General features: G+C 58.0%; 29 protein-coding genes. 19 read left to right on the top strand and 10 right to left on the bottom strand.

Annotated features, from left to right (window positions below; translation table 11 throughout):
* The first annotated feature begins 313 nt into the window (after positions 1 to 313).
* From GBK02_RS08210 to GBK02_RS08170, 10 genes are all read left to right on the top strand, one after another.
* Positions 314 to 709 (top strand): HPF/RaiA family ribosome-associated protein, encoded by a 396-nt coding sequence (locus GBK02_RS08210; RefSeq protein WP_203469239.1) that lies wholly within the window; start codon positions 314 to 316, stop codon positions 707 to 709.
* Positions 709 to 837: a hypothetical protein gene (locus GBK02_RS16975; protein WP_256435919.1), complete on the top strand. Its 129-nt coding sequence runs from the start codon at positions 709 to 711 to the stop codon at positions 835 to 837. The genes GBK02_RS08210 and GBK02_RS16975 overlap by 1 nt, the downstream gene beginning before the upstream one ends.
* A 7-nt stretch (positions 838 to 844) precedes the next feature.
* Positions 845 to 1,480 (top strand): carbonate dehydratase, encoded by a 636-nt coding sequence (can, locus tag GBK02_RS08205; RefSeq protein WP_203469238.1) that lies wholly within the window; start codon positions 845 to 847, stop codon positions 1,478 to 1,480.
* A gap of 422 nt (positions 1,481 to 1,902) precedes the next feature.
* Positions 1,903 to 2,676, top strand: a complete 774-nt coding sequence (locus tag GBK02_RS08200) for an ABC transporter substrate-binding protein (protein WP_239003224.1) — start codon at positions 1,903 to 1,905, stop codon at positions 2,674 to 2,676.
* Positions 2,677 to 2,689: 13 nt separating this feature from the next.
* Positions 2,690 to 3,448 (top strand): amino acid ABC transporter permease, encoded by a 759-nt coding sequence (locus tag GBK02_RS08195; protein ID WP_203469237.1) that lies wholly within the window; start codon positions 2,690 to 2,692, stop codon positions 3,446 to 3,448.
* Positions 3,449 to 3,484: 36 nt separating this feature from the next.
* Complete coding sequence (locus GBK02_RS08190; protein ID WP_371810515.1) at positions 3,485 to 4,216, top strand: amino acid ABC transporter ATP-binding protein; 732 nt, start codon at positions 3,485 to 3,487, stop codon at positions 4,214 to 4,216.
* A gap of 52 nt (positions 4,217 to 4,268) precedes the next feature.
* The gene (locus tag GBK02_RS08185) at positions 4,269 to 5,669 is read left to right on the top strand and encodes a DcaP family trimeric outer membrane transporter (protein WP_203469235.1); all 1,401 of its coding nucleotides are present in this window, start codon (positions 4,269 to 4,271) and stop codon (positions 5,667 to 5,669) included.
* Between the two features lie 67 nt (positions 5,670 to 5,736).
* A complete protein-coding gene (locus tag GBK02_RS08180) occupies positions 5,737 to 6,333 on the top strand; it encodes a MarC family protein (protein WP_203469234.1) in 597 nt (198 codons plus the stop codon).
* A 16-nt stretch (positions 6,334 to 6,349) separates the two neighbouring features.
* A complete protein-coding gene (rocF, locus tag GBK02_RS08175; RefSeq protein WP_203469233.1) occupies positions 6,350 to 7,285 on the top strand; it encodes an arginase in 936 nt (311 codons plus the stop codon).
* Positions 7,286 to 7,319: 34 nt separating this feature from the next.
* Positions 7,320 to 8,219: a DMT family transporter gene (locus GBK02_RS08170; RefSeq protein ID WP_203469232.1), complete on the top strand. Its 900-nt coding sequence runs from the start codon at positions 7,320 to 7,322 to the stop codon at positions 8,217 to 8,219.
* 36 nt (positions 8,220 to 8,255) lie between these two features.
* On the opposite strand, the gene GBK02_RS08165 is transcribed toward GBK02_RS08170, so the two are convergent.
* The 3 genes from GBK02_RS08165 to GBK02_RS08155 all read right to left on the bottom strand — a co-directional run bounded on the left by GBK02_RS08165 (position 8,256) and on the right by GBK02_RS08155 (position 10,191).
* Positions 8,256 to 8,459 carry a 4-oxalocrotonate tautomerase family protein gene (locus GBK02_RS08165; protein ID WP_203469231.1) on the bottom strand — a complete coding sequence of 68 codons (204 nt, stop codon included), beginning with the start codon at positions 8,457 to 8,459 and terminating at the stop codon, positions 8,256 to 8,258.
* Between the two features lie 309 nt (positions 8,460 to 8,768).
* Positions 8,769 to 8,939 carry a hypothetical protein gene (locus tag GBK02_RS08160; RefSeq protein ID WP_203469230.1) on the bottom strand — a complete coding sequence of 57 codons (171 nt, stop codon included), beginning with the start codon at positions 8,937 to 8,939 and terminating at the stop codon, positions 8,769 to 8,771.
* Between the two features lie 28 nt (positions 8,940 to 8,967).
* The gene (locus GBK02_RS08155; protein WP_239003223.1) at positions 8,968 to 10,191 is read right to left on the bottom strand and encodes a porin; all 1,224 of its coding nucleotides are present in this window, start codon (positions 10,189 to 10,191) and stop codon (positions 8,968 to 8,970) included.
* Between the two features lie 567 nt (positions 10,192 to 10,758).
* Between GBK02_RS08155 and GBK02_RS08150 the strand changes: the two genes are divergently transcribed.
* From GBK02_RS08150 to GBK02_RS08125, 7 genes are all read left to right on the top strand, one after another.
* Positions 10,759 to 11,370 (top strand): hypothetical protein, encoded by a 612-nt coding sequence (locus tag GBK02_RS08150; RefSeq protein ID WP_203469229.1) that lies wholly within the window; start codon positions 10,759 to 10,761, stop codon positions 11,368 to 11,370.
* 108 nt (positions 11,371 to 11,478) lie between these two features.
* The gene (locus tag GBK02_RS08145) at positions 11,479 to 11,916 is read left to right on the top strand and encodes a T6SS immunity protein Tdi1 domain-containing protein (protein ID WP_203469228.1); all 438 of its coding nucleotides are present in this window, start codon (positions 11,479 to 11,481) and stop codon (positions 11,914 to 11,916) included.
* 114 nt (positions 11,917 to 12,030) lie between these two features.
* Positions 12,031 to 13,797: a hypothetical protein gene (locus GBK02_RS08140; protein WP_203469227.1), complete on the top strand. Its 1,767-nt coding sequence runs from the start codon at positions 12,031 to 12,033 to the stop codon at positions 13,795 to 13,797.
* A 100-nt stretch (positions 13,798 to 13,897) separates the two neighbouring features.
* Positions 13,898 to 14,374 carry a hypothetical protein gene (locus GBK02_RS08135; protein WP_203469226.1) on the top strand — a complete coding sequence of 159 codons (477 nt, stop codon included), beginning with the start codon at positions 13,898 to 13,900 and terminating at the stop codon, positions 14,372 to 14,374.
* A gap of 536 nt (positions 14,375 to 14,910) precedes the next feature.
* Positions 14,911 to 15,243, top strand: coding sequence for a membrane protein insertion efficiency factor YidD (yidD, locus tag GBK02_RS08130; RefSeq protein ID WP_203469225.1), 333 nt, complete (start codon positions 14,911 to 14,913; stop codon positions 15,241 to 15,243).
* Positions 15,207 to 15,311, top strand: a complete 105-nt coding sequence (locus GBK02_RS17060; RefSeq protein WP_371810511.1) for an excalibur calcium-binding domain-containing protein — start codon at positions 15,207 to 15,209, stop codon at positions 15,309 to 15,311. The genes yidD and GBK02_RS17060 overlap by 37 nt, the downstream gene beginning before the upstream one ends.
* A complete protein-coding gene (locus GBK02_RS08125; RefSeq protein WP_203469224.1) occupies positions 15,265 to 16,308 on the top strand; it encodes a dienelactone hydrolase family protein in 1,044 nt (347 codons plus the stop codon). Before GBK02_RS17060 ends, GBK02_RS08125 begins: the two co-directional genes overlap by 47 nt.
* Positions 16,309 to 16,448: 140 nt before the next feature.
* Here the strand turns inward: GBK02_RS08125 and GBK02_RS08120 are convergent, their stop codons facing one another.
* A complete protein-coding gene (locus tag GBK02_RS08120; protein ID WP_239003220.1) occupies positions 16,449 to 18,578 on the bottom strand; it encodes a TonB-dependent receptor in 2,130 nt (709 codons plus the stop codon).
* Positions 18,579 to 18,823: 245 nt separating this feature from the next.
* Between GBK02_RS08120 and GBK02_RS08115 the strand changes: the two genes are divergently transcribed.
* Together GBK02_RS08115 and GBK02_RS08110 are read left to right on the top strand one after the other, a co-directional pair.
* Complete coding sequence (locus tag GBK02_RS08115) at positions 18,824 to 19,225, top strand: hypothetical protein (protein ID WP_203469223.1); 402 nt, start codon at positions 18,824 to 18,826, stop codon at positions 19,223 to 19,225.
* Positions 19,226 to 19,306: 81 nt separating this feature from the next.
* Positions 19,307 to 19,783 (top strand): GNAT family N-acetyltransferase, encoded by a 477-nt coding sequence (locus tag GBK02_RS08110; protein WP_203469222.1) that lies wholly within the window; start codon positions 19,307 to 19,309, stop codon positions 19,781 to 19,783.
* A 33-nt stretch (positions 19,784 to 19,816) separates the two neighbouring features.
* On the opposite strand, the gene GBK02_RS08105 is transcribed toward GBK02_RS08110, so the two are convergent.
* Genes GBK02_RS08105 through GBK02_RS08080 form a run of 6 tightly spaced genes read right to left on the bottom strand, consistent with a single transcriptional unit; the run spans position 19,817 to position 26,578 of the window.
* Positions 19,817 to 20,464, bottom strand: a complete 648-nt coding sequence (locus GBK02_RS08105; protein ID WP_203469221.1) for a response regulator — start codon at positions 20,462 to 20,464, stop codon at positions 19,817 to 19,819.
* The gene (locus GBK02_RS08100) at positions 20,461 to 21,825 is read right to left on the bottom strand and encodes a HAMP domain-containing protein (protein ID WP_203469220.1); all 1,365 of its coding nucleotides are present in this window, start codon (positions 21,823 to 21,825) and stop codon (positions 20,461 to 20,463) included. The genes GBK02_RS08105 and GBK02_RS08100 overlap by 4 nt, the downstream gene beginning before the upstream one ends.
* On the bottom strand, positions 21,825 to 24,131 hold the full coding sequence (locus GBK02_RS08095; protein WP_203469219.1) for a TonB-dependent receptor: 2,307 nt from the start codon (positions 24,129 to 24,131) through the stop codon (positions 21,825 to 21,827). The genes GBK02_RS08100 and GBK02_RS08095 overlap by 1 nt, the downstream gene beginning before the upstream one ends.
* Positions 24,128 to 24,895: an energy transducer TonB gene (locus tag GBK02_RS08090; RefSeq protein ID WP_203469218.1), complete on the bottom strand. Its 768-nt coding sequence runs from the start codon at positions 24,893 to 24,895 to the stop codon at positions 24,128 to 24,130. Before GBK02_RS08090 ends, GBK02_RS08095 begins: the two co-directional genes overlap by 4 nt.
* A complete protein-coding gene (locus GBK02_RS08085) occupies positions 24,873 to 25,811 on the bottom strand; it encodes a quinoprotein relay system zinc metallohydrolase 1 (RefSeq protein ID WP_203469217.1) in 939 nt (312 codons plus the stop codon). Before GBK02_RS08085 ends, GBK02_RS08090 begins: the two co-directional genes overlap by 23 nt.
* Positions 25,808 to 26,578, bottom strand: a complete 771-nt coding sequence (locus tag GBK02_RS08080; protein WP_203469216.1) for a quinoprotein dehydrogenase-associated SoxYZ-like carrier — start codon at positions 26,576 to 26,578, stop codon at positions 25,808 to 25,810. The genes GBK02_RS08085 and GBK02_RS08080 overlap by 4 nt, the downstream gene beginning before the upstream one ends.
* Positions 26,579 to 26,765: the final 187 nt, after the last annotated feature.

Genomic DNA, 26,765 nt, shown 5'->3' with positions numbered 1-26,765 from the left:
AAGTCTTATATATTATATATTAACCATTCGCGTTTTGCTAAGCGCGAAAGCGCCAAACGGTGCATTCAGGACGAGCCGCGCCCAAAAATCAGGCAGCGACCCAAAACCACTGTCAACTCAATGAGTTGATCGATCTGCCCAGTGCTTATCCACAGACTTACCCCGCCAAACCGGGGATAAACACGGGGATGCCTTCTCTGCCGGCAAAAAATATTTCGTAAATAACGGAACATTGATCACTTAAATCCGTCTATTTCGGAACATTGACCTGCTTTAGGATGAACTTCGTCCCAACCCGAAAAGGAAGCACATCATGCAAATCGATATTCGAGCCAAAGGTTTTGAGCTTTCTCCGGCCCTGCGCGAGCATGCCGAACGCCGCCTGGGTTTTGCCCTGAGCTGGGCGGTCTACGATGTTCGCAAGGTGGCCGTCCGGCTTTATGACATCAATGGCCCGCGCGGCGGAGAAGACAAATGCTGCCGCATCCAGATCGCCTTGCCCGGCACCAGCGATGTGGTTATCGAAGATACCGAGGCCGATCTTTATATTGCGATCAATCGTGCGGTCGACCGCGCCGAACGCTCGCTGGCCCGCCGCCTGGAGCGTCAGCGCGAGCACCGCCACGCACGCCAGCCGGTGGTCGAAATCACCGACGATGACTCGGCCGAAGAATTTGAGCAACGTGCTGACGCAGGCGTGTTTCATTGATGCGCCCTCCCCGACCTCCCGTCAAGCGCAGCGCAGGCCATGCTGCGGTCAACGAACAAAATTCCGCCAAATTCATCGTCCTCATGTCCTTCGGCCTGCTCATCGCAGCCTTGGTCACCCTGATTTAAGACAACCATGAAATATCTGCCCGAACTTTTCGAACAAAACCAGCGCTGGTCACTCCGCCAACTTCAGGATGACCCTGAATATTTCCAGCGACTCGCCGCACAACAAGCGCCGAAATACCTCTGGATCGGCTGCTCCGACAGCCGCGTTCCGGCCAACCAGATCACCGGACTGAATCCCGGGGAGGTTTTCGTTCATCGCAATATCGCCAATGTGATCGTGCATACCGATCTGAACAGCCTATCCGTCGTACATTACGCCATCCAGGTGCTGCGCGTCGAACACGTGATCGTTTGCGGCCACTACGGCTGCGGCGGCGTCAAGGCTGCACTGGAGGGTCAAAGCAACGGCATGATCGACAACTGGCTGCGCCATATCGAAGACGTGATCGAACGCCACAGTGCGGTACTGGAAAAATTGCCTGACCCCACCGCAAAATGGCGACGGTTGTGCGAACTCAATGTGATCGAACAAGTCCGCAACCTGGCCCGCTCCACGCCAGTGATCGAGGCATGGAAGTCGAACCAGGAACTGATGCTGCACGGCTGGATCTATGGCCTGGACAATGGCCGCCTGCTCGACCTGAAAACCAGCGCCCGCAACCGCCAGGAACTCGACCAGGCCTACGCTGCGGCAATCGGCTAAGCCCGAAGAAGGCTGCGAACACAGGCTGCACGAATTTGGCAAGGGTGCAGCCTGCTGTTCATTTTTTAAGCAATCGATCAAAAATCCCGCTGCGTCAAGCATCTAGCGAACTTACCCAGCGCTTATCCACAGACTTACCCGACCGAAACGGGGATAAATTCTGTTTATCCCGAATTCACGACAAAATTTGCTGAAAACGCAACGCAACAACTACGGGAAAACCCCTAGTTTTTGATTGGCGAACTGGCTGCTCAATGGCGTGGCGCGTAGAATCGCGCCCCTTTATCGAAGCCCCAAATGTACAGGGCGACGATACCGTGCTCCCGGCACGGACCCAAAATCCAACGAGCCGCCGAATGCATCAGCCTGCCGCAAGGCAAGCTGAAGATATTCCGGCCACAGTCCTAAACTCTGGAGGAATCATGCGCTTCACCGCCAAATTCGCCGCTGCCCTGCTGCCGCTTGCTTTTGCAATGATCACCGGCACTGCCCAGGCACGCGACTGGAACACCATCAAAGCCGCAGGCACAGTCATCGCCGTCACCGAAGGCTCTTTTTACCCGTTCAACTATTTCGAAGGCTCCAAGCTGACCGGTTTTGAAGTCGAAATCGCCGAAGCCGTTGTCAAGAAACTCGGGCTGAACATCGAGTGGCGCGTCGTACCGTTCGATGCCCAGGTCGCCTCGATTCGCCAGGACCGTTTCGACTTTGCCATCGCCTCGCACGGCTACACCGAAGAGCGCGCCAAGTCGGTCGACTTCACCAACCCGCACTACTGCACCGGCGGCCAGATTGCCGCACCGAAAGACGGCGCCCTGACCGCCGCTGCATTGAACGGCCATACCGTCGGTGTGCAACTGGCGACCAGCTACTACGACAGCGCCAAGAAAATCCCCGGCCTGAAAGAGCTGAAAACCTACAAGGCCGACCCGGAAGTCTTTTCGGCACTCAAAGCAAAAAAGATCGACGCCTGGATTTCCGACAAGTGGCTGATCAAGGCCACCCTCGACAAGAACCCGGATGCCGGCATCGTTGCAGGCGAGCAGGTGTTCATCGAACGCGTCTCGGCAATCATGCGCAAGAACAACAAGGAACTGATGGAGCAGTTCAACCGCGGCCTGGCCGAAGTGGTCAAGGACGGCACCTACGCCAGCCTCAGCCAGAAATACTTCAAGACCGACGTCTCCTGCCGCTAAGCGCTGAGCCAACATGAACTGGACCAAGCAACACCCGGCCTGGGCGATGTTTGCCGCGATGATCGGCCTGCTCGTTTTTCTTTGGGGCATGGCCATTCCGCTGTCGGCCGCCCCCGAGCCGATCGGCCCGGCGGCCCAGCAATTTGCCGAAGGCGCCCGGATCACCGTGCTGTTGACGCTGATCTCCGGCACGGTCGGGATCATCCTCGGCGTGCTGGCCGGCCTCGGCAAGCTGTCGTCGATTGCCGTCATCCGCTGGATCTGCGAAACCTATGTCTGGCTGATTCGCGGCACGCCACTGCTCCTGCAGATTCTGTTCATCTGGCTGGTGTCGCCACAAATCCTGCCCGATTCGATCCAGCTCTCGGACTTTGCCTGTGCCGTCGTCGCGCTGTCACTGAACATCGGGGCGTACAACACCGAATGCGTCCGCGCCGGCATCCTGGCCGTCCCGCAGGGGCAGATCGAAGCAGCCCGGGCGCTGGGCCTGTCGCCAATGCAGACTTTCATGGACATCACGCTGCCGCAAAGCATGCGTGTCGCCTTGCCGGCGCTGGCCAACAACCTGGCATCGCTGGTCAAGGACTCATCGCTCGCCTACGCCATCAGCGTCGTCGAACTGACCATGATCGGCTACCGCGTGCAGGCTGAAAGCTACCAGCCGGTACCGGTTTTCCTGACCATTGCCGTGATCTACCTGATCCTGACCACCGCCTTCACGACGCTGACTTCCGCTTTGGAAGCCCAGCTCGACGTTGGCCGCAAACGCTGAGGAGGCTGCATGACCACAACTCAAAATGCCCGCCCGATCATCGTCGCCCGCCACATCGACAAGCACTTCGGCACTTTCCATGCGCTCAAGAATGTTTCGGCCAGTTTCAGCGAGGGTCAGGTAACGGCGATCATCGGTCCTTCCGGCTCGGGAAAATCGACTTTCCTGCGCACGCTCAACCGGCTCGAAGCGCACGACAGCGGCAGCATCCAGATCGACGGCATCGAGCTGAACGATGACCTGAAGAATCTCGACGCCATCCGTCGTGAAGTCGGCATGGTCTTCCAGAGCTTCAACCTGTTCTCGCACCTCTCCATTCTGCGCAATGTCGCGCTTGCCCCGATGCGGGTCCGCAAGATGTCGCGTCCGGATGCGGAAGCCAAGGCGCTGGCCTTGCTTGAACGGGTCGGCCTGAAAGCACACGCCCACAAATATCCGGTGCAACTGTCCGGCGGCCAGCAGCAGCGCGTTGCCATTGCCCGAGCGCTGGCGATGGACCCGAAGGTACTTTTGTTCGATGAGCCAACTTCGGCCCTCGACCCGGAAATGGTCAATGAAGTGCTCGCCGTCATGCGCGAATTGGCCCACACCGGCATCACCATGCTCGTCGTCACGCACGAAATGGGCTTTGCCCGCGAAGTCGCCGACCGCGTGATCTTTTTCGATCACGGGACGATTCTCGAAGATTCGACGCCGGAAGCATTTTTCACCAATCCCGATCACGAGCGCGCCAAGGCTTTCCTGACCCAGGTTCGCCACGGCTTCTGATCGCGCGGCGGCCCACGCGCCGCCCATTTTCATGATTATTTAGAGGTAGACCATGCAACTCAAACCTATCGCCCTGGCGCTGATCGCTTTCGGCGCCGCCGGCTTCGCACAGGCCAACGACAACAGCCGCATCGCCCAGCTCGAAGCCCAGCTCAAGGCTATGCAGGCACAGATCGAAGAACTGAAGAAAGTCCAGAAGGAAGAAATCACCCAACTGCAGGATCAAGTCACCGCCCAGGGCAAGGAAGCCGTCGTGATCGGCGATTTGCCGAATTCCTACCGCCTGGCCAACTCCGATGTCTCGATCCGTCTCTACGGCATCGCCGAAGCCAACCTGGTGCACGAAACACGCGGCAGCAACGCCGACAGCGACTACTCGACCTTCATGCCCTACGCGCCACTCAATGGCAGCAATGAAGCCAATCGCCGCGGCCAGACCTATATGCACGCCCGTACCTCGCGCCTCGGCGTCGAAGCCGCCATGCCGACCGCCTACGGCCAGTTGACCGCGAAAATCGAGGGCGACTTCAACAACGACCCGCGCACCGGCAATTCCGCGGTCTACGGCTCGCTGAGCAATATTTACACGCAACAAGCCACCAACAGCTATGACTTCCGCCTGCGCCACGCCTACGTTCAGGTCGGCTCCTGGCTGGTCGGCCAGACCTGGTCGAGCTTCATGGACGTCGATGCAACGCCGGAAGTGGTCGACTTCAACGGCCCGATCGGTTCGACCTTCATTCGTCAGCCGCAAGTCCGCTATACCTACGTGACGCCAAACTACGGCAATTTCACCGCTGCCATCGAAAACTCGGTCAGCTACGTTCTCGAAAAGAAGGCGGGCGAAGACCCGGCTGCGACCAAGAATGGCTTCTCGCGCACGCCCGACCTGATTCTCCGCTGGGACAAGCCCTTCACCTGGGGCACGCTCAGCCTGCGCGGCGTGACGCATGAGCACCGGATCGACAACGGCGACAGCATCGATGCCTCGCGTCGCGGTTACGGCCTGGCTGCCAGCGGCACCTACAAGCCGACCGGCGACGACACCCTGAGCTTCATCGCCACCGGTGGCGAAGGCATCGGCCGCTACTTCAACTACATCGAAGGTGCTGCCTACAACGCGACCAACAACTCGATCGCGATGGAACGCGCAGCCGGTCTGGTGCTCGGCTATCAGCACAAATTCAGCGATACGCTGCGCATGAACCTGGCCTATGGCATGCAACGCAACTTCAACAACGCCTACACCGACCTGGCACTGACCCAGGGTTTCGGTGGCGGCCGTTTCGGGGTCAATCGCCGTGTCTCGCAAATGCATGTCGGCGGTATCTGGAACCCGATCAAGTTTGTTGATATCGGCGCTGAATGGATCTATGGTCAGCGTGAAACGCTGATCGGCGAGAAGGGCGAAATGTCCCGTCTCAACCTGATGGCCCGCTACAACTTCAACTAAGCCTCACTATTTTCCCGGGGCCGGCAGCACTGGTCCCGGGCCAGATGCCGGCCCCGCAGAGAAACTCATGAACCAGGAACTCTTTTCCTCCGTTTTCATTCTGCTGCTGGTCCTTGACCCGCTCGGCAACGTGCCCTTCGTGCTGTCGCTGCTGCGCGAACTGCCCGCTGCCCGCAAACGACAGATCATCCTGCGCGAATGCGCCATCGCCACCGGCGTGCTGATCGCCTTTCTCTTCGTCGGCGACTGGCTGCTGGCCGCCATGCGCCTGTCCGATCCGGCCCTTGAAATATCGGGCGGACTGATTCTCTTCCTGATCGCCCTGCGCATGGTTTTTCCGGCCGCCGGTCATGCTGCAGCCGAGACCGAACCGCGCAGCGAACCCTTCATCGTGCCGCTCGCCGTGCCGATGATCGCCGGCCCTTCGGCACTGGCCATGGTGCTGCTCGCCTCCCGCCAGTCCGGCGAAATGCTGCCGTGGATGGCTGCTGTCCTGCTGGCCTCGGCGGCCAACACCGCCATACTGCTGATGTCGGACCCACTGGCCCGCCTTTTCGGACGTTCCGGCATGGCCGCCATGGAACGCCTGATGGGACTGGTACTGACGACAATGGCCGTGCAAATGCTGATTTCCGGCATCAAGGTGGCCTTTGGCAACCCATGAAAAGGGCGCTACAACAATGATCAAAACCAATACCCGTCTGCACGTCAGCCTGATCGGCGCCCCCACCGACGTCGGCGCAGGCACGCGCGGCAGCAGCATGGGGCCGGAAGCCCTGCGCGTTGCCGGCATCGCTTCGGCCCTCAGCGCCTTTGGCGTCGATGTCCGCGACTGCGGCGATCTGGTCGGCCCGCCCAACCCCGGCCTGCCGGCGGTTAACGGCTTGCGCCACCTGCCGGAAGTGATTGCCTGGAACACCCTGCTGCACGACGCCGTGCATGCCGAACTGTGCGCCGGCCGCTTGCCCGTCACCCTGGGCGGCGATCACTGCCTGGCGATCGGCTCGATCAGCGCCGTTGCCCGCCATTGCCGCGAACAGGGACGCAAGCTGCGCGTCCTCTGGTTCGACGCCCATGCCGACCTGAACACCGCAACGCTGACGCCTTCGGGCAATATCCACGGCATGCCGGTCGCCTGCCTGTGCGGCCACGGCCCGCGCGAACTCAACGAAATCGGCGGCCATGTGCCGGCGCTTGCTGCGGTCGACATCCGCCAGATCGGCATTCGCAGCGTTGACGAAGGCGAAAAACAATTTCTCCGCCAGTTGGGCATCGAAGTGTTCGACATGCGCTATGTCGACGAACACGGCATGCGCGCCGTGATGGAAAAGGCGCTGGCCGGCATCGATGCCGAGACGCATCTGCACATCAGCCTCGACGTCGATTTCCTCGACCCCGACATCGCCCCCGGCGTCGGCACAACAGTCCGCGGCGGCCCGACTTATCGCGAAGCCCAGTTATGCATGGAAATGATCGCCGACAGTGGCCGTCTGGCTTCGCTCGACATTGTCGAACTCAACCCGGCGCTCGATCATCGCAACCAGACCGCCGAGCTTGCGGTCGACCTGATTGAAAGCCTGTTTGGCAAAAGCACGCTTTGCCGCATTCACCGCTAGCCCCCGGCGGCATCCAACATTATTCAAAGAAAAAATGACGAGAACACGCGCCAACCTGACTCTTCTGCTGGTCGCCCTGATCTGGGGCACCACCTTTGTCGCCCAGCAACTGGTCATGAAAGACCTCGGCCCCTTCATCTACACCGGCTCACGCTTCCTGCTCGGCGCCTTGATCATCGTCCCCATGGCGCTGCGCGAATACGCCCGCCTGAGCGACCGCGGCGTGCGCATCAAAGCCGCCGACCTGCTCGCCTGGTGCGGCCTCGGCGGCCTGCTGTTCGGCGGCATCATCCTGCAGCAGATCGGCCTCGGCGCAACCACCGTGACCAACGCCGGCTTTCTGACCGCACTCTACATGCCGCTCGTTCCGGTACTTTCCTGGCTGATGCTCCGCCAGCGCCCACATCTCTCGGTCTGGGCCGCGGTCATCGGCAGCCTGGTTGGTACGCTGCTGCTCAGCGGCGGCGAGCTTTCCGCCCTGGCGGAAGGCGATTACTGGGTGATCGGCAGCACCATTTTCTGGGCCCTGCACGTCCTGTTTGTCGGACGCATCGCCGCCGACAAAGGCACGCCGATTCTCGTCGCCCTCACCCAGTTCATCGTTTGCGGCCTGCTTTCCATCGTCTGGGGCGGGTTGACCGAGACAATCGAGGCAAGCAGCCTGTGGGCCGGGCTGCCGGCCATTCTCTACGGCGGCATTCTCTCGGTCGGCGTTGGTTTCACGCTGCAAGTCGTCGCCCAGCGCCACACCCAGGCCGCCGATGCCGCCGTCCTGCTCTCGGCCGAAACCCTGTTTGCCGGGCTGGCCGGCGCGTTGATTCTCGGCGAACGACTGACCGCCATCCAGTTCACCGGCTGCGCACTGATCTTCATCAGCATTCTGGCCGTACAACTTCTGCCAATGTGGCTGCAAGCCCGGTCTAAAACGAACTGAGCGACAGCCCGGTTCGTCGCCGGGCAGACCGCAGGGTCAGCTTCCCCGACTGCGACGGACCGTCACGCTCTCGCCGCCAATCCCCCAGTTGTCGGTCTCCACTTCATCGATCACGACAACGGTGGTTTGCGGGTTCTTGCCCAGCACATCGCGCAACAGCGCGGTGACGCCGCTGATCAGCTCGGCTTTTTGCTCGGGCGTGGCCCCTTCGCGGGTAATCTTGATATTGACGTAAGGCATGATCGGCTTCTCCTGAATGGCTTGCCAGCTTAGCCAAGCATTGCAGCGCCGTAAATTGGATTAATTCGATCAATCGCATCTCGAAACGAGAACAAAAGCCCCTTGACAGGGCTTGCCGAATCGCCAGAAACGGCCTTGGCACAAGCGAATCAACGAAATCGCCCATTTTTTAGGCAAAGCGATTTTCATCAATTGCAACAAGCGCTTGGCGCATTCATCCCGAGCTTATCCACAGACTTACCCAAACAAAACGGGGATAAAGAACACTTATCCCCGTTTTTCCTATCAAGCGCCCAAAACGGCGCCAATCTAACGTTGAGCCGTCGCCATATGGCTCACGACAGATGCCCGGGAAGCCATGTTTTCCGCCGGAAAAACGTCGGGAATCAGGCAAAAAGCCAGCACCATGACCACCCAGCGCGCCATGACGGCGAGGAACGGCCCTCCGGCCGATACCTCCCACGATTCATTGAACACCATCAACGCCTCTCGGAGAGTTGCCGGTTGATCAGAAGAAAATCAGGCCGCCAAACGACAGGGTGCGATTCTTGTTGTCGAAATTGGTATCCGACACATTGGTCACCTTTTCGTCATTGAACTCACCGACCAGCGTGATGAACTTGTTCAGCGAGTGATAGACGCCCAGCGTGTAAGCCCGGTTCTTGATGCTGTTGAGCGGGCTGGTGCCGGTCAGCGCAAAACCGTCCTTGTCCTTGTTTTCACCGTAGTTCAGGCCCACCTTGGTATCGCCGAACTTGTAGGTACCCTGCAGGAAATAGCCGTCCGACTCAGTCTTGTTGCCACGGTTGTTACTGCCGCCGTAAAACTGCGCACCGACGGTGGACAAGCCCAGACCGCTGCCGGTGAAGGCGTAGGCCACCGCTTCGAAATTGCCGTAGCCGGCCTTGGCTCCCAGCTCAAAACCATTCGCCGTATAGGAACTGGTCGCACAGGGGCTGACGGCGCAACTGGTCGTCTGGCTGACCGCACCGGTCCACACCTTGCCGCTGGCTTCATTGCGCTTCCAGTCATAGGTGGCGACCCCCTGGAAACCCGGTGCCTTGGTTTCATCGCCGGCAAACTTGCTCGGCTGGAAGATGCCGACCGACGCCTGAAAACCACCAACATTCGGCGTCGTGTAAGTGATCTGCGGCTGGAAGCCGGTGTACATGTAACCGTGGCCGATCATGCCGAACGTGGTGTTGTACGGAATGCCGGCATTGCTCGTACCGCCGACGCCGAGCAGCGTCATGTCGGAAAGGATGATGTCGCGGCCAAACAAGCCGATGTCGCGGCCAAACTTCAGCGACCCCCAGTTATTGTTGCCGAACTGGAAATACACATTGCGCGTATCGATTTGGCTGTAAGGATTGGTCGTCCCTGCCCCGCCGGCGTTATTGCCGATCGGCAAACCCACCGTCTGCGAATTGTTGTTGATGCCCGGCGCAAAGCTGAAATGCGCCTTGATGTCCTGGCCGTTGGCCTGCGTCGTCGCCACGAAATTGATCCAGCCCGGCAACAAACCGTTGGTCAGTGCGCTGTTGTTCGTCGTCGTCGTTGCACCGGTCGAACGGTTGATCGTCTTGGCTTCACGATTGACGTAAAAGCCGTTGATCGTGCCATTGATATCGAGCGTGACATCGTTCTGGGTAAAACTGACCGCCTGGCTACCGGTGCTGGCGCAGGCCAGCAAAGCCAGGACGAGCGGACGAATGGACATGGAATTGTGCATGGAATGTCTCCGAATATTTTGATTGTGATAAACCCTTCGGCCGGCAAAAAGCCGACCATTAACCCCCCGCCATCGCGAGGATGGCTTGGTGCCGGAGACACCGCGAAGCCCATGCCAGGGCTGCGAAAATCAATCAAATTTCGCGGTCGACCGCGACAGAACGGGGATTTCGGCAGATTGAGCAGTTGCAGCGACAAGGCAACCGTCCCACAAAAACCCGTTCAATTTCCGGACAGCTGTTGATTGCCTGAGCCGAAACGCAACAGGCTGGAACAGGTGAAAGATGGGCGTTGGTGATCAGCAATCAAAGGCTGCTGGAGAGCCATTTTTCCTGTTCGAATTACGGAACAGCGCCACAAAAATGACAAAGGCGTTGCGAGCAGGCAGAATGCCAAGATCATTGGACCACGCCGCGTATGACTGCCATCTATTCTCGTAAATATTTGCCCGACACGGCTGAAACACTCGCAGGGAAAGCGATTTGGGCTGCCGTGTTGACTGGCGTATACGGCGCTTGGCCAGCTTATATGGCGGTTTTGCCGTCTACTTCACGTTAGGGCTTTGCACATGCGCCTGCTGACATTTTTTTGTTTTCTGCTTTGCATCTTCCATGCATCTGTTTCGCTTTCAAAAGAAGTAGATGTGTGTAAAAAATACAACTATGCAAGTCCTGAATTACCGAGCTGCCGAGGCAAAAATTGCCCGAAACTATTTCAAACCCCGCCATCTCAATTTAGAAATCTCAAGTTAGCTGCCGCTTGCAATTATCAAATAATGGATGAGACACCAGGTAACAACAGGGAAGTTGGTGCATTCTTCTTTCAAGGAGAGCAAATAGTTTCCGGTGTCTTAAGGCGCGAACCTTCAGAGTTCATCAATGAGTTCACGCTCCGTGGAGAAAAAAGGACTCCATGGCCAGAAAAGACACCTGTGTTTTTTAGGCACGAAATCTACCTGCAATTCGTAGACGAATCTGTAGCTGAAAGAGCATTCAAAACACCTAAAACAAACAAAAGAACGTCGTGCTGGGAAGCAAAAGTCAAACTCAAAATTACGGAAATCCAATCAATTTTCGGTTGGGATAATACAGAGGGCGACTACCCGCTTAAGTACAAGGTGCTGGAGGTTGGCCCCTATCAAAAGTGTTTGAATCCGACGCCAGACCCCTTTGCCCAATGACGCCTCTACGCCCTAACACTGCGGTCAAGGCCGCTCCCTCCGGTCGCTGGACACTGCGCGATAAAGCGCCGCGCAGCGCCCCTTACCTACAACGTTATGTGTCATTACATGAGCCTCGTTGAAGAAATTCGCCAGTATTGGGGTTGGGTTGGCATTCAGCCTGTTGAGGTCGTCGGCGAAAACGACTTCGGCAATCTCATCATCAAAGACGAGGATGGGAAGTTTTGGCGCATGTGCCCGGAAGAGTGCTACTGCAAAGCAATTGCCGCCAACCGCACAGAGCTTGATTCACTTTCAACTAACCGAGAGTTCCTTCAAGACTGGTACATGAGTGAGCTTGTCTCCTTGGCAAAAGACCAGTGCGATCCTTTGACTGAGGGGAGAAAATACTGCCTCAAAACTCCTGGCGTTTTGGGTGGTGCATACGGAGGCGGCAATCTCGCCACTGCGCCGCAAATCGAACTAGTGCGCTTTTCCGGAGATATTGCTCGCCAGATCGAGGAGCTTCCCGATGGCGCACAAATCAAGCTGCGGGTGGTCGAGTGACGCATAACATTTCAATCCACCGGACCGTCAAAAAGCTACGCTTTTTGCCGTCCGGTGATTTCCAACGTTAGGGCTATCTTCGAGCTTGGTCCTTCACACAAGGATTTCCTTAAAATGATTAGAAATTTAAGCTTAAGCAAGAACGTTCAGTTTTTTAAGCTGAATAAAGCACTTACCAAAAAGTCTATCGAAGTTACCTTTAAAGAAATATCTAAACACCGCATTGGGAACTATCTATTAAATTATTCAAAAGTCAACCATACAACAACTTCAGGAAACGCGGTTATATACTCAATTATTTCATATAAAATTGAGGCGGAACCTTCGTTTTTAGCGGGAACCACTGTTAAAGAGCAAAAATACGCCTATTTATTATTAATTGAGTGCAATGATTCCTTGGCCATCCTGAAGAAACACGTCGATTCGCCAGAAAAATATATTTCTTCTTTTATAGATGAATTTGATTATGAGAAATTCTGTCATTTCCATGGCAACAAAAATCCTGAATATGAAAAAATTACCATGAAAAGCATGAGCATATCAAATTCCATTATAAGATCACGATCATTAGAAGCCAAAAACTTAAATGGAATTCTCCCCTCAAATTCGTCAAGTCGATCAATACCAAGCAATTTTCGAATGAAAGTCGGAGAGGATTCGTACACTTTAAATCCAAGCTCTTCTAGAGTTAGTCACAGGGATAAAAAAACGTCACTTGACGAACTGATTGATTGGATTATTGACACCAAAGAAGAAATTAAAGCAACCACCAATCAAAGCGAATTTCTTCGTAATTTTGCTTCTCCAATTTGTTTGAAAGAAATTATAGAGTCAGGTCATAAAGTCGTTGCCATCCTCATAGATTTGACTGAAATAGAAAAAAAGGTTTTGGAAGGGGAGGCGGTTTTAAGCAAAGGAAATGGAAGTAATTTGAATAGCAGGGAAATCACCAAGCTATTTAATTTCCTAAAATCACCTATCGCAGTCAATAATAATTCACTGTCGGTTAAAGGCGTAACCTTACCTGGAAATATTTCATGCTCAAAAAATTTAATTACAATTAGAAGCAAACTTCTTGATAGCATTTCCGTAACTGAAAATGGCTCTGAAAATTACACGATAGGCGCATATATAAACAAAGAAAAACCATTTTCCGCTGTATTTGACTCACCCAATTATTCATATTACTCAAAGTCATGCTTTGAAGACAAGCACTTAATAAATAACATTCAGTCAATACTCAACGTATTTAATGATAATTACAACCTTAGTGGCTCGCTGAGTGAAAAAGAGAAGCCACACGATGCAAGCCTAACTCGATTCCCAATTAATTCTCTATTCAGAAAAGTAGAAGATCAATATTGCACAGGCCATAACATTGTCATTTGTGACGACATGAATGATGAATGGGCTGATCATATTGCAATAGATAGTAACAGCACAATCCCATCCATCTCATTTATACACTCTAAATTTACTGACAAAGATACATACGGCGCCAGTGCTTTTCATGATGTAGTTGCTCAGGCGCTAAAAAATATTGGCCGAACTCAGGCCGAAAAACAACTATTTAAGAATAAATACGATAATGAGTGGCAACGAAATTATGAAAACACCAATATTAAAAGAATTACTGGAGCTAAAAATTGGCAAGAAATAGAAATAGCTCTTGACAAAATAAATCAAAATCCAAATTCCATAAAGAAAATTGTACTCGCAACCCCTTTTTTGGAAAAATCAAAACTGACAGCCGAATTAAATAAACTAGCTTCAGGACAAAAATGCAAACCACACTATGTACAGTTAATATGGCTAATAAATACGTTTATAAGTTCATGTAAAGATTTTGGGGTTCAAGCTCACATTTTGTGCAAGCCATAGCCCTAACCTTTCAATCAAGTCGGGACGGCCAAAAGCAAGCTTTTGGCTCCCCTCGCAGGCGCTCGGCGCCCCTTATTTCGAACGTTAGGAGTCTATTTCAATGTATCTACGCGCACCTTTGTATCTCAAGTGGGCATATGCCTTGGTGGTTCTTAGTGCTGTACTCCCGATCGGCTTGGCAAGTTCGGGCTGGGTGGCCTTGGCAACGGGAGGCACATCTTTGGGCGTCCCATTTTTGGGACCAATCGTCCTTCTTGTCATAGGGCTATACCGGGTGTTTCTTGTAGCAAAGACTCCGGGTACTCTTGATGCCCCCGAGATAGCAGGGTTCGGGAATGCACTCCGTAAGGTCGGCATTTTTCTACTTATTTTCGGTGCCGCTATTGGGGCGCTCAATCTCATTTCACGGCCACTATTGCTGGCGGTGCCATCGCGTTACACAAACGGTGCGCCAGTCTTTTTCGTCGTTGGCATGTATTTGTCCATGCTTGGCGGCCTTGGTTTGCTTGGCTTAACTATGTTCGAGCTCAGTCGCCTTCTAGGTTTCGAACAATATGCGCGCAAACAAAACTCCTAACCCGGCGCTCAACCTCGCTCCTTTCAGTCGCTGGACACAGCTTAATGAACGCTGAGGTCATCTTTTTCATCTGTGTAGTCCTAGTGATTTTTCCGCTTGCAGTGCCTTGGAGGAAGCCCTTTATTGTCGTTTGGTTTGTTATCTGGTTCTGCTTATGGACTTTGCTATTTGCTTATTCTGACAAAGAGGTAAACCAGCTTACGACAGGCATCTTCTCTGGCTCCGCTGTCTTGGGTATTCTCATTTCTGTATTCGCCGTTGCCAGCTTTATCCGGCTGCTCTTTCAGGGGGTTTTTCTTTGGCTAGCTCGTCGCTCACCGCATAAAGAACCATGCCCAACAAATCATTCCACCGGACCAGAGTAAAAAAGCTGCACAGGTCCGGTGAATTCAAACGTTGAGGCTGCAGAAAAAACACTTCCCAGCCTAATTTCCGGCAAAAAAATGGTGCAGTTTTGATCTACGCCATTTTCGTTTTGAGACATTTTTTTGAGTCGACCGTAGCATCCTCATTGAGATCAAACACCAGGCACCACCATGCTTCGCTATGCCGCAGCTCAAGCCATTGGTTCATACCAACGCCACATTTCCCCGAAAAAAGGGTTTGCATGCGCATTTCGCGTCCACACCGGGCATTGCTCGTGTTCTGAGTTTGCTCGCCGATTTGTTCTTCGCGCTGGTGTGTGGCGGCTTCTACATGTTTTGCCACGGCGCTTCATCAAATGTCGAAATGCATCTATCGCCTTGTCAGAAAGCCAAGCTAAGGAGCCAGGAGAAAATGGCACCGGGCATGATCCCTACCCCAAGGATTGCGCTGTAATAGGTGCCGCAGAATGTGGCTCAAATGCATGTTGTTTCTGGCCATTTTGAGTTACCGCCTAAACAAAATGGATGGAAACAACGACGGCATGCCCTGCGAGAAACAATGGTGTAAATAATCAAAGCACCCGCATGCCTGCAATTCAAAATCGTCTCTCAAAGAACATTTTTATTGAATCGAAGTGCCAAAAAGCAACGTATCGTTATCTCAACGCTGCTTTCTCAGCGACAATCGCCTCCACGATGCGAAAAAACCACCTGTTACTCGTTCTGGCACTTGTGATCCCCAGCCTGTCGCTGGCCGCTATTGTCGAGGAGGTGCTCGATGTTCCGGTCAGCGTCAAAACGATGTACGGGCAGCAGGTCAATCAAGCCATCAAGGTGACGGTTTTTCGTGATGACCAGCGGGAGAAAGCGCCGTATCTGGTTTTGAATCACGGCAGGCCGGCCACTGTGGCTGGTTTTGCCGGCATGAAACGACAGCGCTATTCCGACAACTCGCGCTACTTCGTCGCTTTGGGTTTCGTCGTGCTAGTTCCTACCCGCGTCGGCTATGGAGAGACAGGCGGGCCGGATGTGGAAGATTCCGGGCGTTGCGAGAGCCGGAACTTTCCGCCGGCTTACGCGGTGGCCGCTGACCAAACGGCAGCCGTACTCGATTTTGCAGCCGATCTGGCCTATGTCGACCGGTCGCGCGGCGTGGTGGTCGGTCAATCATTCGGCGGGATGACGTCGATCACGCTTTCAACCAGGCAATTACCCGGCTTGATCGCTGCCGTCAATTTTGCCGGCGGAGGCGGCGGCAACCCGGCAAGCCGCCCGGCCAATCCCTGCAGCTATCATCGCCTCGCGGCGCTGTTCGAGGATTACGGCAGAGCATCCAGAATCCCGACGCTCTGGTTCTACAGCGAGAACGACCGCTATTGGGGCGCCGAACTGCCCAAAGAATGGTTCCAGGCGTTCAGCAAGGCCGGCGGCAAGGGAAAATTCGTTGAACTGCCACCCTACAAGGACGATGGACACGGCATTTTCAGCGGCAACCGCGATGCGTGGAAATCTGAATTTGAAACATTTCTGCGCGATACCGGATTCACGATTCCGGCATCAGCCCGATAGATCAGTACACCGGGGCTTGCGCCAGAAACCGGACCAGACCGGTAGATTCGGATCTCCCGGCCCTTTTCTCAAAGTACGTCGGTCTGCACGCCAACAAAAAAACCCGCCAAAGGCGGGTTTCTTGTTTCAGCTGGAATATTTCAAAACGCGTACTTGGCATTCACCCCAAGCAGCCAGTTCCGGCCGGGGGCCGATTCGTAGAAGCGGCCGTTGCCGTCGCCGACGACGACCGAGCCAACGTACTGGCGGTCAAAAATATTGTCCAGACGGGCAAAGGCACGCATTTTGAGCGACCCGACCTGTTGATCGACGCCCATGCGCAGATTGGCGATGGTGTAGGCCGGGGCGGCTTGCTGGCTGTTGCTGTCTTCGACATAAACCTTGCTGCGTGCGATGCCTTCGGCGGCGATGTGGAAGCCGCTCGGCGCATGGCGCCAGGCCAGTTCGCCAAACAGCGTCTGGGCGGCGACGCCGGGCAAACGGCTGCCGGCATCGACCGGTGTGGAAACACCGAGAACCGTGGTGGTGAATGCTTCGTCGTAACGCGCATCCAGCAGGGTGTAGGCCAGACGGCTGGTGAAACCGAGGCCCCAGCGGCTGTCGACCGCAGCTTCGATGCCTCGGCGCAGGGTCTGGCCGGCGTTGCGGTAGCTGGTCCGTCCACCAGAGCTGGAGGCGACGACCAGTTCGTCGCTCGTCCTGATCTGGAACAGCGCAACATCCACCCGGCTGTCGTCACCGACCAGCGCCTTGAGGCCGGTTTCGAAATGCGTGCTGGTGGCCGCCTTGAGGTCGAAGCTGAAGCTGCTGTTCGGGCCGGAGTAGAACAGTTCATTCATGGTCGGCGTTTCGAAGCCGCGGGCCGCACTGGCGTAAAGATTGATTGTCGGCGTCAGGCGATAGAGCGCGGTGAGCATCGGCGTAGTTTTTTCGTAGCTGACGCTGCCGCTGTCGTCGCCATTGCCGGTCGTAATGTAGCTGTCGCTCACCTTGAAAGCCACCCGGCTGTGGCGCAGGCCACCGGTGAAATTCCAACGCTCGCCCTGCCATTCGGCCTGGGCGTACTGGTCGAAGGTGGTGACGCGATCTTCTTCCTTGCGGCGCAGTGAGCCGGCCAGGCCAAGCGTCGTTCCGATGTAATTCTCGTAGCCGCGCCGCTGATCGACCGACTGCTCGTACTCGACGCCGACGGTGGTCGTCAGCTTGCCGCCGGCCAGATCGTACTTGCCGGTCCAGCGACCGGAAACGCCGGAGAAATCGCGATCAAAATCGATCACCCCGCCGGAGCTGCGACGGTTCAGTGAATTGGCCGGCGTCGCACCGGTCACCAACTGCGTCGACCGCGGAATCGACTGGTACTGGATCACCGTACGCTGGCCGGCATAAGCTGAAACCTGCACGCTTTGCTCGCCAAAGCGACGTTCATAGCTCACGCCGCCCTGCATGTGATCGATGCTTTTGCGCGTGTTGTACTGCTCGGCCACCGTTTCGACACTGCGCGGATTGCTGCCAAAGCGCCCCCAAGTCACGCCCAGCGGATCGTCTGCCGTCTGGGTAAAGGCATTGGCGACCAGCATCAAGCGGCTGTCGGCATCCGGCGCAAAAGTCAGCTTGGCCGAACTCTGGTCGCGCTGGGCGCTGCTGTGCGCCCGGTAGCCATCGGTCGAAAAGCGCGAGGTATCTAGCACATAACCCATCCCGGCCGCTTCGCCCTGGGCCGAAAGATCAGCCTTCCACATGCCGTAGCTGCCGGTCACCAGACCGCCTTCGATGCTCGGCGCACCCTTGCCGTCGGCGGTAAACATCTGGATCACCCCGCCAGCGTGATTGCCGTAGATCGACGACATCGGGCCACGCATGACTTCGATGCGTTCGGCCCGATCAAGATTGAAGGTGGCCGCCTGCCCCTGACCATCCGGCATCGAGGCTGGAATGCCATCGGCCATCAGACGAATGCCGCGCACGCCAAAGGCCGAACGGGCGCCAAAGCCGCGCGAGGAAATCTGCAGGTCCTGCGCGTAGTTCTGGCGGTTCTGCACCGAAATTCCCGGCACCCCGGCCAGCGCCTCGGAAACATTGACCTTCGCCTGATCGGCCCCGATTCTGGCCGCATCGACGACGTCGACCGCAGCAGCCAGGTCGAACGTATTGTGTTCGATCCGGCTGCCGGTCACAGCAACGGGATCAAGCATCACATCGGCAGCCCAGGCTGTACCGAGCGAAAAAATCGGGGTCAATGCAGCGGCAATGCAGCTCAGACGGTGTTTCATGGCAGGTGTCTCGTTGGTGTCGTTATAAGGCACATCATCGGCTGCCACGCCCCCCCGCCGCGCCATCACATTCGCCAAAGCCAGCTCATGAAAATCATGAGATGCCGGTCACAAGCAGAATCGTCAACAGTTCAGCGATAATGCGGCCTGCTCATGGATCAACTTCACCACGCCTGAAAGCGCCATTTTTCCGGACCTGGATGAAGCCGCGCAGGCCGACAATTTACGTACTATAAAATCAGGACATGGACATTACGGGCATTCTTCTTACAGTGCTGACCACCGGCGGCCTCCTGGCTTACCAGCTACTGCGCGGCTATCGCTACAAGGCCAGCCACCGCCCTGCCGCCCTCGCTGCATTCGCCGCACAGTCTATCTATCCAGATAATGCCCTCGTTCAATTCGATGGCAAAACAGCACAACTCATGCAGGAAAAAGAAGTCGTCGAGCAAATTAAAGGCTCGTTTTTAGCCTACACCCTGACAAGAATTGCCAGGAATGCATCCGGTGAATACTTCTGGTTTTATTTCCGTACAGATTCACCGCTTCAGTTCAAACACATTGAGCAGAGCAAGGCCAAAGTGTTACTGAAAGATAAATATCTTGCCCCCGATCATCCCGGCAAAATATCCAGGGGTGAGCGATAAACGAAGTTCATCTTCCGTTTTATGCTCCGCCTCCTGCCGTAATCTACTCTCTGAACCACCGAATTCACCAACGTACCCAGCATGCTCACCATTCGACAAGCCCGCTTCCCGGATGAACACGACGACGTTATTTCGATTTTCCGCGAGTACGTCAAAAGCCCGACTGTCAGCCTCGATTTTCAGGATTACGAGACGGAGTTTGCAGGGCTACCGGGCAAGTATGCGGCGCCGGAGGGGCGTCTTTTCCTGGCGCGCCAAGGAGATGCCGTTCTCGGCTGCGCCGCCCTGCGCCGGATTGATGCGTCGACCTACGAAATGAAACGGGTTTATGTTCGCCCATCGGCGAGAGGCCAACAACTCGGCCGCAAACTCGTCGAGCAGCTGATCGCCGAAGCCAGGCAGGCCGGTTATCGGCGCATCTGTCTCGACGTTTTACCGGAGTTCGTGGCGGCGCAGAAGCTTTACGAATCGCTCGGCTTTTCGGTCGCCGAACCGGTCAGCTTCAACCCGGTGCCCGGCACACAATACCTGGCCTTAGCCCTGCAAGACCCAGCATAAACCGGGGTCTGGCCGTTGCCAGAAAATCAGCCATCAGGCTTCGATCAGCCCGTTGCGCACGGCGACCAGCGTCAGTTCGGCGGCGTTCTGCAAATTGAGCTTTTGCTTGATGTGATAAAGGTGCGTCCCGACCGTGCTCGGACTGAGGCAAAAATCGCTGGCCACGTCGTTGACCGAGCGCCCTTCGGCCAGTTTGAGGAAAACGGCCAGTTCCTTTTCGGTCAGGCTGTCGACCGGATTGGCTGAACCAGAGAGCTGGGCCAGCGCGACGTTCTGCGCCAGTTCAGGATCGATGTAGCGCCGCCCGGCCGCAACCTGCCCGACCGCCCGCAGGAATTCTTCCGGCGCGGCACGCTTGCACAGGTAGCCACTTGCGCCGAGACGCAGGGCGCGGACGGGAACGATGTCGTCGTGGTGTGCCGACAACATCAGCACCTGCGCTTTCGGCGCCCAGACGAGCAGCCGTTCGAGCGCCGCCAACCCGCCAATGCCGGGCATCGACACATCCATCACCACCAGATCGGGCGTGGACTCGGCATAAAGCCGGATGGCGCTTTCGCCGGTTTCTGCCTCACCGACCACTTCGGCTCCGGCCCCTTCGAGCAGCAGCCGAAAACCCAGGCGGACGATGGCGTGATCGTCGGCCAGCATGACGCGAATGCCGTGCAGACTGGAATTCATGATGCTTCCTCCATGATTTCGTGATGATGCGGCAGGCAAACCTGCAAACAGAAACCGCCGGCCGCCGGCCGTGCCATTGTCAGCACACCGCCGAGTTCGGCAATGCGCTCGGCCATGCCGGCCAAGCCAAAGCCGCAACCGGCTTGCGGCGAACGCCGGCCATCGCAACCGCGGCCGTTGTCGCTCAGCAACAGCCTGATCTGCCCGGCGGCTTCGCCAAGCAGCAGTTCGACCTGGCTGGCTGCAGCGTGGCGGGCAACGTTGGTCAGCCCTTCCTGGACGATGCGGATCAGGGTTTGGGCCACGGCATCGCTCAACCGGGCGTGTTCAAGCTCGATTGTTGCGCGCAGTTCGATGCTTTCATGCTGCATCCGCCAGGCGACCAGCAGCCGTTCGAGGCCGGCTTCAAGCCCGGCGGCAGAGGCCGGCCGCAGACGCTGGAGAATATGCCTGACGCCCTGCTGCATCTCGCCGGTCACGGCAACAATGCTTTCGGCCGGCAGCTTGAGTCCCGGCTGATCGCTGCTGCGCTGGACGATGGCCCCGGCCAGCGCCCGCACGGCGGTAATGCCCTGGGCCAGTTCATCGTGCAACTCGCGGGCAATCAACTGGCGCTCCTGCTGCAGGCGGCCTTGCATCTGCTCAGCGACTTCATGCTCGGTTTCCAGCCGTACATTGTCGTTGACCGCAGCATTCAGGCGGTCGGCCATGCCATTGAAGGCACGCGACAGACGGCCCAGTTCCGGCGTGGCAAACACCGGCAGGCGGGTATCGAAACGTCCTGACCCCGTTCTTTCCAGCGCCTGCATGACCTGGGCCAGCGGGCGCAGGGCGCGGTCGAGGGCGTAGCGGCTGATCAGGAACAAGCCAACGAGCAGCAGCACGGCCCAAGCAGCCATGCGCTGCAGATCGTCCCAGGCATCGATCACCGAACGCGAGGCGTCGGGATGGAGCACCAGTTGCAACTCACCCAGCGCAACGCGCCGCGCTTCGAATTCGGGCGTCAGCAGTCCGGCAAACCAGGCCGGCACCTGGCGTCCGGCCTTGTAGGTCGGGGCCGGCGAACGGTAAAGCAGGCGGCCGTCGGCGGCGATCACTTCCAGTTCGTTGGCGCGAATCCGGCCGAGCGGCTTGACCACGCCGAGCACCCGTTCGGGCAGCACGGCCGGCGGCAGCTGACGCATTTCACCGGCCATCGCCCGCAACCACTGCTCGGCCACCCGGCTGGCTGCTTCGACCTCTTCATGCGTCGCATTGCGCGCGCCGTGCGACCACAAGGCGGCGAGGACCAGCAGCAGGCTGGCCGCCAGCCCGGTAAAGACCAGGCCGACGCGGGTGTGAAGGCTGAGCCGGCGCATCATCAGTTGCCGAAGGCGTAGCGCAAGCCGATCCAGGCCGCGCGCGGTGCGCCCGGTGCGACGAAGGTTTCGCGCCGCCAGTTGCCCGAGTCGATCTGGAAGCTGCCACCGGCAAAGGGGTTTTCAGCCAGCGCGGCAGCCGTTGCATAACGCTTGTCGAAAACGTTATTGACCTTGGCAAACATCTGCCAGCCGCCGCCCAGCCGGGCTTCGCCATTCAGGTTGAGGATGGCGTAGCCGGCCGTCTTGCCCGGACCGTCGAAAGTCCGGGTATTGCCCAGCGCATCGGTGAAGGTGCCTGACTGGTGCTGGTTGTTTTCGTTGCCCCGGGCGTACTGGCCGGAGAAAGCCTGGACATCGCCGCCGAGACGCAGCCAGTCGGTCGTCCGCCAGCTCAGGCCGAACTTGGCGCTGTGATTTGGCAAGCCGGGCAAGCGGTCGCCCTTGCGCACCAGAATTTCGTCATCCTGCCCGCCTGCCGTGCATTCCGGCGCGGTGCCGCGCGAGCTGTTGTTGGCGCCGAGCAGACAGGCGCTCGATTGATAGGTGGCTTCCAGGTAGCTGTAATTGGCGAACCAGTCGACACGACTCAGGCGGCCGTTCAGGCCCAGTTCCAGCCCCTGACGTTGCGTCTTGCCAAAATTGGTGAAATAACCGGCGCTGGTCGAGGTGCCGACGAAAATGATGTCGTCGCTCGAAATGCTGCGGTAGACCCCGGCATTCCAGCCAATATCGCCAGCCAGCTTGCCGCGCAGGCCGGCTTCGACGGTTTGCGTGACGACCTGTTTCAGATAGGGATCGGAAGCCATCGAATTGGGCAAGGTGCAGGGATTGGCCCGGTCGGCGCAACCCAGCTCGATCGGCGTCGGCACCCGGTTACCCTGGCTGAAACCGGCGTAGGCATTGAGCGCCGGGACGACCTGCCAGCTCAGCCCGAAGGCCGGATTGAGTTTGCGGTAGCTGTGGTCGCCGTCGAGATTCGGCGCGGCGCGATTGAGTTCGTCAAACGTCGTGACGCGGCTCATGTTGTAGCGGGCCGAGCCGGTCAGGTGCAGATTGGGCAGCAAGGCATAGGTTTCGGTGCCGAATACGCTGGCGGTCTGCGTCGTGCCGCGCAGCCGGTTTTCTTCCTGCTCGGCAGCCAGATCAGTGATGCCGCGCGTCGCATCGAGGGTGCCGATCTGCTGCGTCTGGCGAAAATCCATCCGGGCGTAATCGAAGGAGCTGCCCACCGTCAGTTGATGCTGGCGGGTGCTGAGATTCCACTGCCCGCTGACGCCGCTGCCCTGCTGCCGCGTCCGGGTCCGGTTATTGGCGCCCGATTCCTGATTGGCCACACCGTCGAATGCCCCGCCTTCGAAATCGTTGTTTAGATCGCCATTCAAGGTCCGTGTCGTGCTCCGCCGGTGATAGACATTGCCGCTCAGGCTCTGGCTGTCGTTCAGCCACAGACGACCGCTGAGCGCGATCTGGGTCAGGTCGTTACGCGTCTGGTCGGGGTGGGTGAAAATCTGGTCGCGCCGCTCGGCGAACATCGATAGCGGCAGCAGGCCGTTGCCGGTCATCTTGGTCACTGCACGAGTCAGCGTCAGATCGGCCTCGCCGGCGGCGCTTTTGTGCGACAACTTGCCGAAGAACTGCTTGGCCTCGGATTTCGAGTAATCGCGCCAGCCGTCTTCACTGAAGGCGTCAGCCGCCATATACCAGCCGAGCGAGCCGGCGTTGCCGCCATGCTCGATCTCGACATTGCGCCGCCCGAAGCTGCCGCCGGACAGTTCAATTTTGCTGCCAGGATGACTGAAGCCGCTCTTGGTACGGATCGCCAGCGCGCCGCCCAGCGTGTTCAAGCCGAAAACCGGGTTGGAACCGGGCATCAGGTCCATCCCGGCAATCGCCGAATGCGGCAGCAAATCCCAGTTGACCGTGTCGCCGAACGGTTCGTTGATGCGCACGCCATCGAGATAGACCGACAGGCCCTGCGCCGTACCGAGCAGTGGCGAGGCGGTGAAACCGCGGTAATTCAGGTCAGCCTGGAAAGGATTGCCCTGAATCTCGTTGAGATTGACGCTGGGCAACTGGCGCAGCATCGCTTCCGGCAGATTCAGGCTTTCCTGCTCCTCCATCTGGCTGGCGCTGATCGACTGGACATTGGCCGGCAAGTGCAGGCGCGGCACGCCGACCCCGGCGAGCGGCGTACTGCCGACGACTTCGACGGTTTCGGCCTGGATTTCGCGGTCGACCGCACCAGCCTGGCCAAAAGCGGCGGCCAGCGCCAGGGCGAGCAAAGTGGGCTTGGGATGTTGTCTCATGTTGTTTTTTTGAGTTTGTAGTTGATTGGAACGACGACTTGAATTTCGTTGGCTTCCAGCGCCTCGGGCAGCGGCGGCAAGCCGGCCAGCGCTTCGAGCATGGCCAGCGCGTGCTGGTCGAGCACCTCGAAACCGCTGCTGCGGTCGACCTGCACGCCAAGCAGATTTCCCTTGCGCGCCACTTTCAGACGCAGCCGGACTTCACCCTCCCAGCCGCGCAGGGCGGCAACGCGTGGGTATTCCTGGTGACGCGCCAGCAGTTCGCCGAGCCGACGACGATAGGCATCGAGCACCTCGCTCTGCGGCTTGGCCGGCGGAGTTGCAACTTCGCGGCTGGCCAGCGCTTCGCTCGGCGCCGCCACGGCAGCCGGTGGCGAATACGTTGCCTCGCTCGATGCAGCAGACGTGGCAACGGTGGCCGGCACGGCCGGAGCGATGTTCCGTCCGCTGCCTTTTTCAAGCGGACGAACCGGCTCCGGCCTTGCCTTGGGGGGGAGTGCAGCGGCGGGCGACGCTTGGACGACGGCGCTGGCTCCGGATTCTGGCGTGCTGGCCGGGCGCAGCACGGCGATGATCGTCGGCAAAACGGGCGGCACACTCTTGCGCTGCCAGCTGATCAGCCCGAACAGCACGGCATGGAACAGCAGCGACAAGCCGAGCAAGGCGACAAATCGGCGACTCAAAGCAGCCGGCACAACGGGCAGGCGCAGTTCCGGCTGAAAGTTGATCGCCATCGCCATTTCAGCGCCCTGCCCCGAGCGCATCCTGCTCCGCCGCCGGAAACAGGTGGCCGACCGAGCGGCGATATTCGCTGGCCGCCACCGGCAGATCGGCGAACTCGGCTGGCAGCGGCAGGGCCAGCACCTCGTTCATGTCCAGCCCTTCGCGCGCCGCGGTCTGCATCGCGGCTTGCAGCCAGCGCAACCAGGCGCGGGTCTGGCGAATTGGCGCGGCGTCACGCGTCACTGCGCCGTGACCGGGGACCAACACGGCAAAACCGGGCTCGCGGGTGATCGTCTCCAGCCGGTCGAGCGCGGTCAACCAGTGGGCGATATCGGCGTGCGGCGTAGTCGGGGTGCGGCCGTTGAACACCAGATCGCCGGCAAACAAAACGCCGCTTTTTTCGTCGTAGACCGCGAGATCGGCCCCGGTATGGCCATCCAGCCCGATCAGGCGCAGGCGGCGACCGGCGATTTCGCTTGTGCCGGCAGCCAGCGCACGGTTCGGCACGAGCACCTCGGTGCCTTTCATCCAGTCGCCACTCATCCGGAACAGGTTTTCGGCAAAGGCGTTGCCCTCGGCCGCAATGCCTTCGATGGTCGCCGGCAGCGCGGCGATGGGGATGCCGGCAAATGCCTGGTTGCCGAGAAAATGGTCAGGATGGTGGTGCGTGTTGATGACCAGCGCCAACGGTTGGCCGCTGATCCCGGAAATCGCCCGGCGCATCTGCTCGCCGTAGCGCAGCGACGGGCCGCTGTCGATCACGACAATGCCGCCCGGACCGGCGATGAAAGCGGTATTGACGATATTTCCGCCGTTGACCGTGGAAAAGTCCTCGTTGCGTCCGATGAAAACGTAAACCTGCTCGGCAACCGACTGGGCTTGCAGGCCGTAGTCGAAATCGGCGGCGCCGGCCGAGGCCGACAAAAACGTGGCGACGAGTGCGATCAGGCGCTTCATTGTTCGATCTGCGCCTTGAAGGTATTGCCGTTGTTGTCGCGCCCGCGCGCTTCGACCGGCCCGCTAACCGCACCGCGATTCAGCGTGAACACCGGATTTTCGGCGACCGGTTCGTAAGTCTGCAGGCGCATCAGGCGCTGGCCAGCGGCGTCGCTCAATTCGACTTCTTCAAGATGAAAGGCCGGCGTGCCGGCAACCAGCCCGGTATCCATCGGATGCACGATGCTCAAGCGGACGCGGCCGCTGTACGGGCCTTCCGACCACTGCCGGCCGCTGACCATGTTCAGTTTCTGCTGCCAGGCTTTCGAGGCCGATGCGCCGGACGGTGCAGTGCAGCCGCCGCCTACCGTATTGACCCAGGTGCCGCCGACATGCCAGACGCCATCCGCCGTGCGCACGGCAGCGCGCACCGGTGTCGATTGTTGCAACTTGACGCGGAAACCGAGGTAGGCGCCACTGGCTTCGGGGAAGAAACGCAGCACCTGGACGATCGGATTGAAATCGGCAAAGACCAGCACTTCCTGCACGCCGGGCAAGGCCGTGGCGTCGATCGTCACCGGCACCTGCATCGGGTTCTCGGCGGTCGACGGGGCGATCACCTTGACGCGCGGATCAAACAGCACCGGCGCATTGCCGAGCAGGCTTTTCTGCATGTCGCCCCAGCGCGCCGAAGCGAGCGGATCACCGCTCTCTTTCAGCGCGGCGGCATCGGCTGGCGACATCAGCGCGGCCAGCGCAATGGCGGCAATGGTCAAAGGAAATTTCATCGTGTCTCGCTCCAGTCGCCCTGCGGGCTGTTTGGGCAAGACTGGCGCAAAGGCCGTGCCAAAGCCCGAACCACCAGCGGAAACGACCGCGCCAAGCGTGATTCGGCGTTTTTGCCAAAAAACTGGCGTCGACCGCAGCAGAACGGTTGCGCAACTTTGGAGCAGTTGTGTTCATTTGGAACAGGCG

This window comes from Dechloromonas sp. TW-R-39-2 (genome assembly GCF_016864195.1).
In the GTDB taxonomy this organism is placed as follows: domain Bacteria; phylum Pseudomonadota; class Gammaproteobacteria; order Burkholderiales; family Rhodocyclaceae; genus Azonexus.
Note: the sequence above shows the minus strand (reverse complement) of the source record. Positions and strands in the feature narration are given on the sequence as shown.